Origin of the sequence: Acinetobacter sp. LUNF3, from assembly GCF_022699605.1 — a bacterium.
GTDB lineage: Bacteria > Pseudomonadota > Gammaproteobacteria > Pseudomonadales > Moraxellaceae > Acinetobacter > Acinetobacter johnsonii.
This window is the reverse complement of sequence record NZ_CP093968.1, coordinates 789,538-805,337: the sequence shown is the minus strand read 5'-3', so window position 1 is coordinate 805,337 and position 15,800 is coordinate 789,538. Positions and strand designations below refer to the sequence as shown.

14 protein-coding genes and 1 other RNA gene are annotated in these 15,800 nt (G+C 40.8%); 3 read left to right on the top strand and 12 right to left on the bottom strand.

The window, feature by feature from the left end; translation table 11 throughout:
* Positions 1–49 precede the first annotated feature (49 nt).
* Both MN200_RS03845 and MN200_RS03840 read right to left on the bottom strand, forming a co-directional pair.
* The gene (locus MN200_RS03845) at positions 50–1,315 is read right to left on the bottom strand and encodes a restriction endonuclease subunit S (RefSeq protein ID WP_242760092.1); all 1,266 of its coding nucleotides are present in this window, start codon (positions 1,313–1,315) and stop codon (positions 50–52) included.
* Positions 1,315–2,883: a type I restriction-modification system subunit M gene (locus tag MN200_RS03840; RefSeq protein ID WP_242760090.1), complete on the bottom strand. Its 1,569-nt coding sequence runs from the start codon at positions 2,881–2,883 to the stop codon at positions 1,315–1,317. The genes MN200_RS03845 and MN200_RS03840 overlap by 1 nt, the downstream gene beginning before the upstream one ends.
* A gap of 203 nt (positions 2,884–3,086) precedes the next feature.
* Here MN200_RS03840 and MN200_RS03835 point away from each other — a divergent pair, with 203 nt between their 5' ends.
* Positions 3,087–3,248 carry a YhfG family protein gene (locus MN200_RS03835; protein WP_242760089.1) on the top strand — a complete coding sequence of 54 codons (162 nt, stop codon included), beginning with the start codon at positions 3,087–3,089 and terminating at the stop codon, positions 3,246–3,248.
* Positions 3,249–3,260: 12 nt separating this feature from the next.
* The gene (locus MN200_RS03830; RefSeq protein ID WP_242760088.1) at positions 3,261–3,857 is read left to right on the top strand and encodes a putative adenosine monophosphate-protein transferase Fic; all 597 of its coding nucleotides are present in this window, start codon (positions 3,261–3,263) and stop codon (positions 3,855–3,857) included.
* A gap of 27 nt (positions 3,858–3,884) precedes the next feature.
* On the opposite strand, the gene MN200_RS03825 is transcribed toward MN200_RS03830, so the two are convergent.
* The 9 genes from MN200_RS03825 to ssrA form a co-directional block, all read right to left on the bottom strand.
* Positions 3,885–4,115 carry an AlpA family phage regulatory protein gene (locus MN200_RS03825; RefSeq protein WP_004694829.1) on the bottom strand — a complete coding sequence of 77 codons (231 nt, stop codon included), beginning with the start codon at positions 4,113–4,115 and terminating at the stop codon, positions 3,885–3,887.
* A 74-nt stretch (positions 4,116–4,189) separates the two neighbouring features.
* Positions 4,190–5,071 carry a hydrolase or metal-binding protein gene (locus MN200_RS03820; protein ID WP_242760087.1) on the bottom strand — a complete coding sequence of 294 codons (882 nt, stop codon included), beginning with the start codon at positions 5,069–5,071 and terminating at the stop codon, positions 4,190–4,192.
* Between the two features lie 223 nt (positions 5,072–5,294).
* Entirely contained in the window at positions 5,295–6,341 is a 1,047-nt protein-coding gene (locus tag MN200_RS03815) for a lambda-exonuclease family protein (RefSeq protein WP_242760086.1), read from the bottom strand.
* Positions 6,342–6,483: 142 nt separating this feature from the next.
* Positions 6,484–7,539, bottom strand: a complete 1,056-nt coding sequence (locus tag MN200_RS03810; protein WP_242760085.1) for a DUF932 domain-containing protein — start codon at positions 7,537–7,539, stop codon at positions 6,484–6,486.
* Between the two features lie 22 nt (positions 7,540–7,561).
* Positions 7,562–7,840, bottom strand: a complete 279-nt coding sequence (locus MN200_RS03805) for a hypothetical protein (RefSeq protein ID WP_005400084.1) — start codon at positions 7,838–7,840, stop codon at positions 7,562–7,564.
* Positions 7,841–7,924: 84 nt separating this feature from the next.
* Positions 7,925–8,833: an inovirus-type Gp2 protein gene (locus MN200_RS03800; protein WP_242760084.1), complete on the bottom strand. Its 909-nt coding sequence runs from the start codon at positions 8,831–8,833 to the stop codon at positions 7,925–7,927.
* Positions 8,834–9,137: 304 nt separating this feature from the next.
* Positions 9,138–10,637, bottom strand: a complete 1,500-nt coding sequence (locus MN200_RS03795; RefSeq protein ID WP_242760083.1) for a hypothetical protein — start codon at positions 10,635–10,637, stop codon at positions 9,138–9,140.
* 239 nt (positions 10,638–10,876) lie between these two features.
* Positions 10,877–12,013 (bottom strand): tyrosine-type recombinase/integrase, encoded by a 1,137-nt coding sequence (locus MN200_RS03790; protein ID WP_242760081.1) that lies wholly within the window; start codon positions 12,011–12,013, stop codon positions 10,877–10,879.
* 183 nt (positions 12,014–12,196) lie between these two features.
* Positions 12,197–12,555, bottom strand: a transfer-messenger RNA (tmRNA) gene (gene ssrA, locus MN200_RS03785).
* Positions 12,556–12,685: 130 nt separating this feature from the next.
* On the opposite strand from ssrA, the gene glpK reads away from it, so the two are divergent.
* Positions 12,686–14,170: a glycerol kinase GlpK gene (glpK, locus tag MN200_RS03780; protein ID WP_125273858.1), complete on the top strand. Its 1,485-nt coding sequence runs from the start codon at positions 12,686–12,688 to the stop codon at positions 14,168–14,170.
* Positions 14,171–14,266: 96 nt separating this feature from the next.
* On the opposite strand, the gene MN200_RS03775 is transcribed toward glpK, so the two are convergent.
* A complete protein-coding gene (locus MN200_RS03775; protein ID WP_242760080.1) occupies positions 14,267–15,796 on the bottom strand; it encodes a DHA2 family efflux MFS transporter permease subunit in 1,530 nt (509 codons plus the stop codon).
* Positions 15,797–15,800: the final 4 nt, after the last annotated feature.

Below are 15,800 nucleotides of genomic sequence, written 5' to 3'. Positions count from 1 at the left end.
AAAATATTAAAAAAGCAAAGTGACTTTTCACTTTGCTGATATGAAAATATTAAACAAACATCTGCTGCAACAAGCCTTTTTTCCAAGTTTTCGCTTGTTCAATTTGCTGTGCCACCACTTCAATTTTTTGGTCAATTGCAGATAAGAAATTGGCGATTTTGGTTTGTTCTGCTAGGCAAGGAAATAATAAAGCTACCTCTTTAATATCTGACGCTAAAATATGCTCAATCGTATTACCTGTTTTTATTAAGGCAATTTTTTTCTTTCCGATCTCTGAATAAAAATAATAAACAACAAATTTAGAGTTTATTAACTTTGAAGACTTTGGAGATAGAACTAAAAGAGCATGGCAGTTAGCATTGTCATAATCTTCTGTAACAACAGCACATTCACCTACATGTCCACTTTGTACCATCAAAATATCATTTGTCTTTAGAATGGAGTTTGTCTTTTTCTGATGAAATTCCTGATTGATAAATATCAATCCTGTGGCATCAATTTTACCATTCTTAATATTTTTACCTTGTAAATACTTAACCCCATAATTCACATAATAAGGAGTAGCAACACCAACAAATCCATTTCTAATTTTAGGAAATAAGTCTTTTAGTATCTTATCCTCCCACTCCCCAAACTCACTACCATCATCCGCTTTAAAACGAATCTGCTGGCTAAACAACTTTTGCATCATGCCTTGTTTATATTGGCTGAGTAGCGCATGTTTTTGCGTGAGTTGGCTAATCTTTTCATCGACTGCGGAAAGAAAAGAGGCGATTTTGGTTTGTTCTTTTTTAGATGGATAGGAGAACGGTAATTTACGCTGTTCTGAGATACCTATATAAAGCCTTGTTGCTCCTGTACACAAAGCTAGTAATGCATTTTGAAAAACTGGTGCTTCAAAAGTGCTTTTAATAAAATCTTGGTTTAATTTATCCTTGTTTAAAACACGATAATAAGTAACTTGAGGAGTAAGCATAATATAAGGTGTTTTTAATTCAGGTACTTTTGCAACATTACCAATCGTTGCTTTATGAGTAAGTAAGATATCACCCTCTAAAGAAAAACCTTTTCTTAAACCATCAGCCTGTGACTTTTTAATCTTTTTAGATTTATCTAAATACACCTTGCCATCTATGACATCTGTTGCCATGACAAATGGGATACCATCTTCAACATAATCTGCTGAAGTCGGGTGAATTTCTCCATGATTGCCATCCATTGGCTTATCAATATTTTTTTCATCAACAAGAGACTGAATATCAACTTTTAGCCAATTATCATTAAACTCTTTAAACCTTAATTTTGGCGTAGCCATTACTTCACCTCCGAAAATGGTGAAACAATACCTAGCTCTTTGCAAAAATCTGCAATGATGGCATCAGTCTTTTGGCTCTCAACTTCCAAAGCTTGAAGCTGTTTTGCAATCGCATCTAAATCAATCTCGGCTTCCGCCTCAAAGGTATCTACATAACGTGGAATGTTCAGGTTGTAGTCGTTGTCTTTGACTTCTTGCAAAGTCGCCACATGCGCATACTTTTCAATATTTTCACGCTTTTCAAATGCCGCAACAATCTTATCCAAATGCTCAGGCAATAACTTGTTTTGGTTCTTCTGCTTTTCAAACTCATTGCTGGCATCAATAAACAGAATATTGCCGCTCTGCTCACGGTTTTTCTTCAACACCAAAATACAGGTCGGAATAGACGTGCCATAGAAAATATTGGCAGGTAAACCAATAATCGCATCCACCACGTTCATCTGCTCAATCAAATACTGACGAATCACGCCCTCACTCGAACCACGGAACAATACGCCGTGTGGAAGCACCACTGCCATTGTGCCATTGTCATCCAGTTGATACAGCATGTGCTGAACAAATGCCATATCGGCTTTAGAACTTGGTGCAAGTTTGCCATAACGAGAGAAACGCTCATCCTGCAAAAATAACGGATCGGCAGACCATTTTGCAGAAAATGGCGGATTCGCTACCACCGCATCAAACTTTTTATCTAAATGCTGCGGACGGGTTAAAGTATTTTCCTGCTTGATGTCGAACTTGGCAAAATGCACATCATGCAAAATCATGTTCATACGTGCCAAGTTATAAGTAGTACGATTCATTTCCTGACCGTAGATCATATCGACATCGCTCACTTCACGCTTGACCCGTAGCAATAACGAACCTGAACCACAAGTCGGGTCATAGACCGAACGTAAACGGTCTTTGCCCTGCGTGACGATTTTCGCCAATAAAGTCGATACGGTTTGTGGGGTATAGAATTCCCCTGCTTTTTTGCCCGCGCCTGAGGCAAACTCACCAATCAGGTACTCGTAAGCATCGCCCAGTACATCGGCTTCGGTATTGGAAATATCAAAATCAATATCATCTAAATGACTCAGGACTTTCGCCACCAGTGCATTACGGTCACTGGCATTATTGCCAAGCTTGGTCGAGTTTAGATCCAAATCTTCAAACAGGTTGGCAAAGTCATCGGCAGAGTCGGTGCCTAAAGTGCTTTGTTCAATTGATTTTAAAGTTGCAGTTAAATCATCCAAAATGAATTCGCCCTGACGGCCACGCTCGGCTAAGGTATGGAATAGCTGTTTTGGTGTAAGCGCATAACCCACTTCGGCAATGGCATTCTTTTTAATTTCTTCGATGTAGGGCACATGCTCAGTATTATTTTCATCTAATTCTAAAAAGCTGAGGTCTTCGCCATCGAGCAATTCATTGGCAAATTTCACCGACTTTTCTGATAAATATTTAAAGAAAATAAAACCCAAAATGTAATCACGGAATTCATCGGCGCCCATGGTGCCACGCAAAGTATTGGCAATATTCCAAAGTTGTTTTTGTAATTGTTGCAGTTGTACGTGGGTCATTGTTATAGGAGTCCGATGAAATGAATAAAACATGACTAGTTTACCGAAAATTAAAGTTTTTTCAGCAAAATTGGTTGGATAAAGACATAAACTGTCGCAATTAAATTTAACCACAACAACATTTTTATTTTTTGACTGCCGCCATTTGATATAAGTCAAATCTGATATACTGATTAAAATTTTTGGACTTAAGGAGCCTCAACGTGCTTAATACAATTGAACAGAAAAAAAAATATATTCAAGCAACACGCTTACAGAATTATCGGGCTAGCCTAAAACTTGAAGGTCTTTCTCCTTCAGCAACCACTCCAACTTTAAACAAAGACCAAATCCTACAAAAGTATAAAAAGCTTTCAGAATCATAATTTGGTGATTTGATGGATAAATATGGTGAAATGGGAGACAGTCTTTACTGTTATCCAAATTCTAGTATTCTCAAAAACAAATTACATATCCAAGATGAAAAAATTTTGGAGCAGGCCGAATTAGAGCTATCTGAATATGCCAGTTTACACATTGAATATACTGAACCACCTTACGATCTCCAATACCTAAAAAACATACACTACTCCTTATTTTCAGACCTTTATGAATGGGCTGGTGAACTTAGGCAAGTTGATATTTCAAAAGGTGATACACGCTTTTGTACTTTTAGTCGTATTGAAGTTGAAGCTAATAAGCTTTTTAAACAACTTCAATCTCAAAACTATTTTCAACATATTGAAAAGCAAAAGCTTATTATGCAGCTTGCCAATTTTTATTGTGAACTTAATGTCATTCATCCCTTCCGCGAAGGTAATGGACGCACTCAGCGCATTTTCTTTGAACATCTTCTCGCCTATTGTGGTTATGGTGTTGATTGGTCTCAAATAGAATCTCAGGAACGTTGGATTCAAGCTAATGTTGAAGGGTTCTATGGACACTTAGACGGATTAGTTCAAATTTTCAAGGAATGTATCGTCATTCCTGAATGAAAAAATAAGGGAGCAGTAGCTCCCCAATTATTCACGACTCGCCAACTTACTTTCAATCCATTGATGGATCTCAAAAGCTGACCAGCCAATACGGTTTTGGGTGATCTTTACTTTCTTTGGAAAAGTTGGATCATAATACGGTGAATATTCATCCATCATTGCATAAACTGTCGAACGTGCTACACCTACTATTTCTACTACTTGATGTATATTGATCAGCTGATTTATTTGAAAAGTTTGGCCAACAAATGCATTCATGATATGTACTCCTATCTCATGGTGACGAGCAACTCGCTCATGAGATACGGGATTCCTGTAAGGTTTTACCCAGTTCAATTCAACGCCGTGACTGATCCTTGCAATCCCTGCTGGATATTAAACACTCTGTTCTCATCTGTTGACTGGCCATCCTCTCCTTGATAAAACTCCTCAACGACATTCATGCCATCCTCACTATCCACCTCAAACTGCGAATTCCCATAACCCTGTAAAGCCATATGATCTAAAGCATTCTGATTGAATCCAGCCAACTTACTTTTCTGATCTATCTCCTTAGCCATTTGAATCGCCTCTTGTAAGTGAATCCCCTCACGTAGGGTTAAGTCCACGTAGTACACAGGGGTACGATAGCTTTGTGTCGTGGATTTGCCTCGAAGGGTCAATTGTAACGGCAGGCATGACAGCAAGCCGTTCGATGCTGCGTGGTAATAACTGAGCCGTGCCGCCAAAGTTCGGATACTGTTAAAGCCCGTGGTCCTAAAAACAAAGCTGCCAAACTCATCCGATTCATCCAAATTCACATACAGACGACCATAGGGCTTGCATAAGCCCCCTTGTGCCAAGGCACATAAATCTGGGGATGGACATGGATGTTGCTCTACGCCTTGATTGGTTAAGCGTTGACAGGTTTCACCATTGCCCATGCAAACAGGTCGCCCCGTCTGCCGATCAAATAAACTGTATTCCGCACGTAAGTTCAGTTCGGGATCATTAAAGATCATCCGTACTGGAATGGTTCTGAGTTTTTGACTAGGGGCTTTGACTCGAAGTTGCTCATCTAAAGGATGTTTCACCCAACCCTCCTTGTTCTGGATTTGGCTGGTGATGGTGAATTGGTCATCCTTTTCAGGGAGGCGCTTGCCGTTCTTTTCTACAATTTTTCCGATACTGATTCGTCCGAGTACCGGCGGTGTAATCACTAAACCTTTAATCATGGGGATATTCCTTCTATTCATTTTTATACTGATCAGCCGAATGTATTGAAGCACCTGCTCTTACGTCATTCTTTGATAGCGTCAAGCAAGACACATCAAGCAATGACTACAGGAGTCTGTTGTGCATCGGTCAATCGATCTGGCAAAGCTGTCCAATGCCCTTTCTTCTTTGAAGGAGGGGCGAAGGGGCTGCTTTGCCGATTTTTTTATGCAGGCACTTAGATCAAGATTCAGCATCAGTAAAGATATTGAATCGACGACCGCCCTGCTTGTGCAGTGGATATTGCTGTATTAGCTCAGGTTGATGTTCGATCAATGTTTTGGTATTGAGACTGATCGTATCTTTTGCTTTTTTCCAGACCACCGAACCCCTGCTAAACACCGCACGTTCGTTGTCTTTCATTAGCATTTGGATTTGATGTTTCAGTTGATCAAAGTGTTCTTGCTGATCTTGAAGATCGGCCTTCATTTTGATGAGCTGATCAAACAACTGATTGGCATGTGGGTCATGACTTAAATCTTCCACACTAAGTGGCACATGTGCTGGATACAGCAGCTGCAATGCTTTGGCTGCGGATTCACTGGCATCGGCATCAGGTGGAATATCCTTTTCAACACACTCCCAGAAGTGGCGTTCTGCATTTACAATATGTTGAATCACCGATTCACTACGGGTGACTTTAAAGATACGTGTTTCATGCCCACAGATCAGTACACAAACATGTGCTGCCTTTTTCCCAGTCACCGCCAGCTGATGCTGTACCTGACAAAGCACATACAGCGGGATACCATCTCGCCAAAGTTTGGCACCATGTTCACCTGCGGTTTTACATTCCAGAATTTGCACATCTGCATTACCCACTACTGAATAATCCAAATTAGCCAGCATGAAATGTTTGTCTGGATCTGGATGTTGGAGTACTGCATTGACGCGACGCACTTTGTACTGGGTATGCATACTGTAGTATTCCGCCACCAGCGGTTCTAAACGTTTTCCCCAATATAAAGGGGCATGCCCTTCAGTTTGTTCATCCATGTTGTGCTGGATACGACCAGTTTTGATCATCCAGAGTTCAAGCATCGACATATACGGGTTGAGACCACAGGCTGCGGCACAATCACTACTACCGATCCCTTTGCGTCGAACTTCTAACCATTCTGCATGCGTCAGGTTTTTGGTATCGACAAAGCGTTTGGCTGTAAACAATTTGGGCCGAGGAGTATGGATACTCGGTATTGCATTGTTCGGGTTAATCACCGCTGAATTCATAGTAATGTCCTCTATCTGTAAAATTTTGCGCATAAAAAAAGCTGTGTCCGTAGACACAGCTTTGAATGAATGGGTTAAGGTTTTTGAAATATGAAAATAAGGATGCTTAGGCTAATAAATTAATTCATCTGATTGATTAAACTTAAGCAATCATCGCGAGGGCTTGTTCTAATCCTCTTTGCTTAAGTCCAGCACCTGCACCGAACCATGCAGAATCCAAACGATGATCCTGACTCATGGCTCTGCGTTCGTGGTCGGCAAATTCCGTTATAGAGCAAAGCAAGCCATAGGCGGTATCTTTGGCTGAACTCAGTTCTGCTCCACGGCCCTGTCCATTAAACATGGTCATCACCTTCGACATGGCACGGCCATTTGGTTCTGTCTTGTTGTCGGCTTTGGTTGCTGGGTTATTGCTTTGAGCCTGCATCGCCACATTACGGTAGAACTGGATAATGCCATCCTCCTGTTCAGGCACACTCAGACTAGTATTGTTAAATACTGCATCGAAATAAGCTGCTGCTTCAGTCTGTGTGACTTTACGTTGACTAAGTTGTTTCATCTCATACATGTGATCTTCCCATGCACGGACTGAAATACCCAATTGCTGCTTAATCTTCTCAGCATCGAACTTGGTGCTGTGCGGGACTTTAACCACGCCTGCACTTGAGTTTTGACCCTTTAAGGCAATGGCTAAGGTGTTATTACACACCACACGAATAGAGGTGAATTGTGCCGTGGTTGCCAGTGTACCGTCGCAAGCGGTTGCCAGTAAGATATAGCCATTGCTGACATCTTTACCTTTTAAAGCCGATGTTTGCCCCGTTTTGGCTAAAGCCCAGAATTTCTTACCGCCTTTCAGCACGCCTGCGGTTTCTAGCTCAAATCCTGATTGTTCAGTCAAATCACGATAAAACTCTAAGATCTGTTTCGGTTGCACCTCCTGATAGCGTTGACTGACCACAGATAAAGGGGCATGCGTGTCGGAACGATACAGAACCCGCTGTTCCTCATACGGCATGATGATGCTTTGCCCACGTTCATTCTGTGCCATATAACTCACATCGGAAGATTCAATCCGCCAATCCATGCCTGCCTGCTCTGCCCAGACTTCAATCGGTTGATGAGGACTGAGTTGATTCCCAAGGCCATGCCAAGGGGTTTCGCCCACATAGGCGATCTGTTCAATTTGATGTGCCATTGTTCATTTCTCCTCTGTGAACTTATTGGAAGTTTTGGTTACAGTGGTGGCAATGGTAATAACACATCGGAATGTGCTGTTTAGGTGAATCGAATAAGCTACTGAATACCCCACCGATCACAGCACCTGCAATTCCACCAAGCAATGGAGATAGCGGTAAAGGTAGGGTTTTAGAAATCGATGCGCCAATCGTGGCAAAGGAGGCTGATGCTGCAACGCCTGTTCCAGCCGAGCCATTTACCTGTTGATTCATCACTTGGACGATTTGATCAGAAAAACAGTAAGGACAATGTTTACTCATAAGATATACCTCTAAAATGAAAAAAGGCTTACCATATGGCAAGCCTCAGATTTTGAATGAAAGGGAAAAATAAACATTCAATCTTCATGTTAATGATATATATCTATGATTTTTTAGGATCAACCTTCTGCCGCTCTTGGCTCTAGGCTTTGACTGCCCTTTGCTAAATTGCCTCATTCCCTGCACAGATGCTCTCAGGTATTGCTTGTCTTTTTGAGGATCAGCCAGATAGCTGATGGCAAGCCAAGCATTCTCAACCTCTTTTAGATTCCGCCTTTCGATCATTCCAATACCTAATTGATCTAGGTCCTTATAATATTTTTTATGGCTGGCTTGATTACAGTTAAAGAATATCCCGTCTTCCTTTGTAATTTTTTCTAGCCAAAGCTCACCAATGGATTGTGCTAAATAATCATCTTTAATCCGTAGCGATCCGTTATAGATCACCAGCAGATGACAGTGATAGCCTTTAGTCTTCCCACCCTGCTCTAAGCGATAGACATAACCTACCTGATCTTTAAAGATGCTGTCTTTATCCTGAATACGCCGTACCAATTTATTCACATCACGTTCAAATTGTTTTACGCTCGGTTGAGCGTTGAATCGATATGACAGATCAACCCTGACCAGCAATAACTTACGATGGCTTTCTACAAGATCATAAAAATACGCTTTCAAGTGATTGCGGTTGCGACGGTTATTGTTACTGAATTTATCAAGAAAGTATTCATGTTCTTCAATAAGCTCATTCTGAAAACAACTGAATGCTCTGCTGTCTTTAAAGACTTTTAGATTTTCAAAGGATGCATGTTCTGGTAATAAGTTAAAGTAGGCTTGAACCAAAGGACTGTATTCACATTTTGGATCGTAGACTGCCTCAGCTGCTCTTTTTAGTTCATCATAGTCCGTTTTAAAGCGGGTCCAGCGGTATGTTCTTTTAGTCACCTTAAGCATGAAGTTTTCAATTTCAAGTAAGGTTGGTACTTCGTTCATGAGTATATTTCCTGTGATTGAGTAAACTCATAGGAATCACTGCTCAGTATTTTTTACACATGGACTGAAATATTGAACTCAATAAAAAACCTTCATCATTTGGGGATGATGAAGGTTCATGAAGAAGATTAAGTATTTAATAAATAATATTAAATATATATCCTAGTCACATTAACTCAAAATGTACTCACTAGACTTTTCATAAAATGAAAAACGTTGCTTCTATAGCAAGCTGTCAAAATTCTACAATTTCTCCTGTTTTTATAGAACAGATTAAAGCGGAAGTTAAGTATCTCTAATGCCGTTACTTACTTGATTGTCCTCTCTTGAATCTATTTCTTATTTCATCCGTATAGTTGAGATCTAAAAACTCTAAAAATATAAAATAGGGTAATACTTTTTGCTCAAAAATATTCCATCTCCGCTTATCTCCCGCCTCAATTAAAAACTCGGGTGCAAGCCCATAAGACAAATCTTGCAATATTGGGATGGGTTTAAATTGAAGTTGTACATTTTGTCCTTCAAATATTGGATCCTCTAAATTGGCTTGCCAAAATTCTTTCAACTCTGTCCGCAAATTTCGTTGCTTACAACTAGGCTCATTAGAAACTTGTAAGAGCATATTTGTATCATAAATACATATGAGATCTAGTTTTAGTTCATGACTAGAAAAATCTTCACTCCAAAAATATAAAAAATCCAAGTATCCCTGTAACCCATTAGGCTTTTTAGCTTTTTTATTAATATTTCCAAAAATTTTTTGAAATTGTTCAGCTGTCACACGCCCTTTCTCAAGTAACAAATATATTTGTGTGCGGCATAATAAAATATTTTGTTTGTTATATTTCTGAAAATATAAGATAGCTTCATTAAGTTGCTTAGAACGATTTTCCCAATCTTTATTCATCTCAATACGGCTTGCTCGGACAAGTATTGTTGCAGGTTCTACACCTCCATCACGCTGTCTATAAGTTTGACTTGACATTAAGTTCTTTTTTAAACGTCCAGTTTCAGCAAAAGCTTTTAGCCGTAAAAGCAAATTATTTAAATCTTTCAATGAATCAAATGTAAGGTCCTGATTAAGAGAAAAAATATTTTCTCTATTTGAATGTGAACCTTCCTGTCTTAAAAAATCTATTAGAATCTTTACATTTCTGGTCAAAGCCCCACTCTGAAAGTCTTCTATATCATTTTTTTTATCAATTAAATACAGTAGCTCAAAACCCAACCTTGTGATTCTGTTTTTTAATTCATGCGGCAGTTCTTTGCGAACCTCTCGACCTGAAGAACCAAAAAAAATGAAAGCTGGTGTTGGTTTATAAATTAAGGCTAACATGAATACTTCTATTCGCATGAGCAACTTTAAGTCCAAAGTATAGTTTTTTTCTCTTGGCTCAAACGTCTCATAGTCACTATCCCTATCAAATGGAAAATTAGGATCTTCAACAAAAAATTCTTGATATAAGACTTCTATTACTCCCAGATATTCTTTTGCCCAAACATGCTGCTTTATGCTCTTTAATAATTCACGATTATTCTCAGGAATTATTTCATACAACAAAATATATGGCCTACTCTTATGTATTTGACTTCCTCTTCTTAGAGTTTGATGACTACTTTCCACACGTGATCTTGATTCATATTTCAACGTCTTCAAACGGTCACTATCAAGAATATAATTTATTATTGCCTCTCCTAAATTTTCAATCATTTGCTCCTTTGAGCCTGACAAAAAACCTCCCAAAATTGCATCATTGTCCTCCGTTGTATTAACTTCAGCTTGCTCTTTCTCAATATTATTCATTAGTGATTTACATCGTACTCTATGCCTTATCAGCGAGACTACCACTTCAATTCCCATTATGTAACCCATTAATTCCCATATATTTTCACTTCAATTCCCATGTTTTTTCACTTAAATTCCTAAACATAACAAGATTGACATTACACTCGAACAAATAAGTTTTCTTTTATTCATACAGTTTTTTACAGGCATAAAAAACCACGCCTATAAGCGTGGTTTAGTTGTGGAGTTAAAGCAGATCAACTGACCCAATTTCTTACCTGTTCCCCATACCACTCCATAATTTTTACCCGCTCATCCCAGTACTGCGCTCTGTTATAAGCGGATCGAATTCTGTTTTGAGGAACATGAGCAAGCTGGCGTTCAATGGCATCTGGATTAAACAGATTTGATTCATTTACGACTGTACTAAATAGCGATCTAAAACCATGTGTTGTCATTCGACCTGCATAGCCTGAACGCTTAATGATTGCCAAAATGGATTCACTACGCATCGGTTCTTTATTATTTAGACGATGAGGGAAAAGCAATTCTTGATTATGAGTAAGTCTTAAAGCTTGTAGCTCTTCAATCATCATGTCCGTCAACGGTACACGATGCGGAAGGCGATTCTTCATACGTTCTTCAGGGATATCCCACTTACGCCCTTCCAAATCAAACTCTTCCCAGCGCGCTTGCAGTAATTCACTTACCCGGACACCTGTCAGCATAATTAATATAATGGCATGATGGGTTTGCTGATCGCTTGGGTAAGCTCTGACTTTTCCTAAAAACTCAGGCATCTCTGAAGCTGGTAACGATGCCAAATTTTTTACACGCTTATTTTTAAGCGCATAAACCAAATCACCAGCAGGATTATCGTAACGATAGCCATGAGCAATGGCATATTTCATAACCATTCCGCAACGAGATAATGTACGTTTGGCTACTTCAAGTGAGCCTCTTGCCTCAATCTTTTTTATGATCTGCAAAATTTCAGGTGCTTGAATTTGGTTAATAGGCTTATTAGCAAGAGCACTATAAAGCTCATCCAAAGAAGCTCGAACATTGCTAATGTGTTTAGATGACCATGTTTCTTTTTGATTATTGAACCAATCTTCTGCAACCTCTTGAAAATGAGGCTGCATCACTTCGGCCTCAACCATATTTTTGAGTTTATACCTTAGATCAAGAGCTATCTCTCTTGCATGTTTTAGGCTCAGCTCGGGATATACACCTAATGCTTTTGACTTCCTTTGCCCATTTTCCGTATATCGGATAGACCAATATTTTTTCCCATTCGGATCTATTCGCAAAGAGAGACCATTAATATCAGAAAGGCGATACTGTTTTGCTTGAGGCTGTGCTTTTTTACACATCACATCAGTTAGTGACATATCTTTGTCCCACTTAATTAAACTTATTGAGTGGGTCAAATTGTCCCAATATTGACCCACACAAAGCAAAAATAGGGTCAAATCGCTTTGGACAGAATCGGACATGACAGCCAATAAAAAAGCCTTTAAACATTGAGTTTAAAGGCTTTTTTACATTCAGTCGAACAGCTCTGAATTGAATTTTGGTGGAGGTGGCGGGAGTTGAACCCGCGTCCGCCAGCACTACGCTCGAGAATACTACATGCTTAGATATCGTCTACTGTTTTAACTTTTTGTGACCCGACGAACAGGGTACAAATCGCGATCCTCTTAATTTAGTACAAAACCCCGAGGCTTGGTTTTATACGGACTTGTGTGCGTGCGCTTCAGTCGGACTCTCTAACCACAAGTATTCGGAGAGGCGGACAAGCTGCCCTTAGGCAGCTAGAGCGTATGATTCGTCGTTTGCGACTAAAAAATGCAAATTTGATTTACGAGAGAAAATGCGCTCTCGACATGCATCTATGAGTTTCATCACCAGCGTCGAAGCCAGAAACACCCCCAAAGTAGCGACAATCATAGCATAGTTGCTAGAAAATACGATCTATTTTCTAAACAAACACACATATTGATGCGCTTAATTACATAATTGCGCTAATATTTTGGTTTTCAAGTCCAACAATAAAATAATTTATGAGCTACTTACTTGCACTCGACCAAGGAACCACTTCGAGTCGTGCCATTATTTTCAATGAACAAGGTCAAGTTCAGGCAACGGCGCAACGCGAAACACGTATACATACCCCCCAATCTGGCTGGGTAGAACAAGATGCCCAAGAAATTTGGAGCTCACAAATTGCAGTTGTACAGCAGGCTCTGGCCTCTGCTCGTATTTTGGCCAAAGACATCAAAGCCATTGGTCTTACTAACCAAAGAGAAACGACTGTCGTATGGGATAAGCGTACAGGACAGCCGCTTGCACCAGCCATTATCTGGCAAGATCGTCGCGCATTTGAATGGTGCAATCAGCTCCTACAGCAAAACTTAAAAGATAGGATTCAATCCAAAACTGGACTCCGAATCGATCCTTATTTTAGTGCAGGAAAATTGGTCTGGTTACTTGAGCATGTCAATGGTCTACGCAGACTGGCTGAACAGGGGCATGTGGCCTTTGGCACGATTGATAGTTGGCTGATTTGGAATCTCACCCAAGGCGCTCAACATGTCATCGAAGTCAGCAATGCCTCTCGCACCATGCTCATGAACTTAAGTACCCAGCAGTGGGATGAAGAGCTCTTAGATCTATTTAATATTCCACCTGCATTACTGCCAAGAATCATCAACTCAGATACCTACGTCGCAGATACCGCGGCAGGCTTGCTCGGTGCCAATATTCCGATCACAGGCATATTAGGTGACCAGCAGTCTGCACTGTTTGGACAGTCCTGTTTTGACATTGGGACTGCAAAAAATACCTATGGCACAGGTTGTTTTATGCTGTTCAATACAGGCGAGACCGTTCAATACAGTAAAAACAAACTGCTTTCGACACTGGGTTGGAAAACGCAACATCAAACCACTTATGCCCTAGAAGGCAGTGTATTTATGGCAGGTGCGATTGTTCAGTGGCTACGGGATAATTTAGGCATTATTCAAAAAAGTAGCGATGTTGAAAAATTAGCTTGTACTGTTCAAGATACCGATGGCGTCATGCTAGTTCCGGCATTTACTGGACTCGGTGCGCCACATTGGGACAGTGAAGCGCGTGCCCTGTTATGTGGAATGTCACGCGGTACCAATAAGGCCCATATCGCCCGTGCGGCCTTAGAGTCCATTGCCTTTCAAGTTTCGGATGTACTGACCGCCATGCAAGCCGATATTCAGCAGCCGCTGAAAGAGCTCCGTGTCGATGGTGGTGCCAGTCAAAATGATATGCTTATGCAGTTTCAAGCCGATATTTTAAATGTGCCTGTACTACGCCCCAAGATGCAGGAGTCGACTGCATGGGGTGCAGCGGCCATGGCAGGCTTAAGGTGTGGCGTATTTTCAAGTTTGGATGAAATTGCACAGTCTTGGCAGCTTGAACGTGCTTTTGAACCCAAAATGAACACAGATCAACGTGAATTTCACTTACAACAATGGCAATCTGCCTTAAAGCGTGCAAAGTCAGAACTTTGATTATTTAATTCTATTGTTTTGAGATATCAAAAACATCATAAAACTACATAACTTCCATAATAAAAAACCGCTTCAAGAAAGCGGTTTTTTATTACCCTAATGCGCATGTCCGCCACCGCCTGCCCCTATTTTAGGTTTAGGACAGAGCCAAATAATGGATGCTGCAAATAGAAACACCAAAGCCAAGATCAGGAAAATATAGTTTGCCGACAAGGTCAACGCTTCTTTATCCACCAAACTAGAAATATAGCCTAATGCACCTTCCGCGCTCATTCCCTGCTGCATCAACACCGACTGAGTTTGATCTGCATGCAAACTGCCGACCATTTCACTACGTGCAACTTTAGTATGGTCGTCCCAAATAGTGACAGCAATAGATGCGCCTATCGCCCCTGCCATAGTTCTTAAGAAGTTCATTAAACCTGCGGCTGATGCCATTTCATGTGGCAATACCGATGACAGCGCCATATTTGATAATGGGATAAAGAAAAATGGTACAGCAAAGCCCTGCAAGATTTGTGGCAATGCCAATGCAAAAAAGTCTGCGTCTGTAGTCCAGAACGAGCGCATCAAGGTTACCCCGCCCAAGATACTCAAGCCAAAACTGGCCAGGGCACGTTGGTCATATTTGGTTGCTAATTTCGCCACAATAGGTGACATAGTTAAACTACCAAAACCCATGGTTGCGGTTAAATAACCAGCCCAAGTTGCGGTATAGCCCAAATTGATCTGTAACCACTGCGGAATCAGTACAATACTGCCGAAAAATGCGCCAAAGCCAAAGGCCAGTGCCAAGACAGAAATCGTGAAGCTACGGTATCTAAAGATCTGAATATTCACCACTGGATGCCGTTCGGTCAGCTCCCAAATGGTAAAAATCACCAAACCAATCACAGCCGTTAAAGCCAGTACCACGATCGCAGGGCTATTAAACCAGTCGCGTTCATGCCCCAAATCGAGCATGAGCTGTAATGCCCCAATCCATAAAATCAGGAGGATCAATCCACCGCGATCAATTTTGAGTTTGGCCGTTGCGGTTTCCGCAGGTTTAAGCAGACGCATCGCAGCAAAAGCACACGCGATCCCAACAGGAATATTAATAAAGAAAATCCAATGCCAAGACATGTTGTCACTGATGGTTCCCCCTAAAATCGGACCAAGAATTGGGCCAACCACCGTCGTCATTGCCCACATGCCCATCGCTTGGGATTGCTTTTCTGGAGGAAAAATCCGCATCAGTAACATCTGACTGAGCGGCATGATCGGGCCACCAAATAAACCTTGGCCAATGCGGCAGAAAACCAGCATTTCTAAACTGGTCGATAAACCACACAGTACCGAAAATATGGTGAAGCCAATCAGACTTAAGGTAAAAACCCTCACTCCACCAAAACGACCTGCGAGCCAGCCTGTTAAAGGGACACAAATCGCTTCAGCCACGGCATAAGAGGTAATCACCCATGTTCCTTGCGAACTCGATACGGCAAGGCTCCCTGTAATATGAGGCACAGAAACATTGGCAATGGTCATGTCCAGCACGACCATAAAGTTAGCCAAAGCGAGGACGAAGGCCGCCAGCATAAGGCGACCACCCTTTAAGTCACCATAGGGAACGTAGCTATTCATGCGT

Excerpts from the sequence above, each read along its gene's own strand:
- MN200_RS03810 (WP_242760085.1), bottom strand. The coding sequence starts at position 7,539 with ATGGCACATCAAATTGAACAGATCGCCTATGTGGGCGAAACCCCTTGG.
- MN200_RS03840 (WP_242760090.1), bottom strand. The coding sequence starts at position 2,883 with ATGACCCACGTACAACTGCAACAATTACAAAAACAACTTTGGAATATT.
- MN200_RS03795 (WP_242760083.1), bottom strand. The coding sequence starts at position 10,637 with ATGAATAATATTGAGAAAGAGCAAGCTGAAGTTAATACAACGGAGGAC.
- MN200_RS03820 (WP_242760087.1), bottom strand. The coding sequence starts at position 5,071 with ATGATTAAAGGTTTAGTGATTACACCGCCGGTACTCGGACGAATCAGT.
- MN200_RS03825 (WP_004694829.1), bottom strand. The coding sequence starts at position 4,115 with ATGAATGCATTTGTTGGCCAAACTTTTCAAATAAATCAGCTGATCAAT.
- MN200_RS03800 (WP_242760084.1), bottom strand. The coding sequence starts at position 8,833 with ATGAACGAAGTACCAACCTTACTTGAAATTGAAAACTTCATGCTTAAG.
- MN200_RS03775 (WP_242760080.1), bottom strand. The coding sequence starts at position 15,796 with ATGAATAGCTACGTTCCCTATGGTGACTTAAAGGGTGGTCGCCTTATG.
- MN200_RS03815 (WP_242760086.1), bottom strand. The coding sequence starts at position 6,341 with ATGAATTCAGCGGTGATTAACCCGAACAATGCAATACCGAGTATCCAT.
- MN200_RS03845 (WP_242760092.1), bottom strand. The coding sequence starts at position 1,315 with ATGGCTACGCCAAAATTAAGGTTTAAAGAGTTTAATGATAATTGGCTA.
- MN200_RS03790 (WP_242760081.1), bottom strand. The coding sequence starts at position 12,013 with ATGTCACTAACTGATGTGATGTGTAAAAAAGCACAGCCTCAAGCAAAA.
- MN200_RS03805 (WP_005400084.1), bottom strand. The coding sequence starts at position 7,840 with ATGAGTAAACATTGTCCTTACTGTTTTTCTGATCAAATCGTCCAAGTG.
- MN200_RS03830 (WP_242760088.1), top strand. The coding sequence starts at position 3,261 with ATGGATAAATATGGTGAAATGGGAGACAGTCTTTACTGTTATCCAAAT.
- glpK (WP_125273858.1), top strand. The coding sequence starts at position 12,686 with ATGAGCTACTTACTTGCACTCGACCAAGGAACCACTTCGAGTCGTGCC.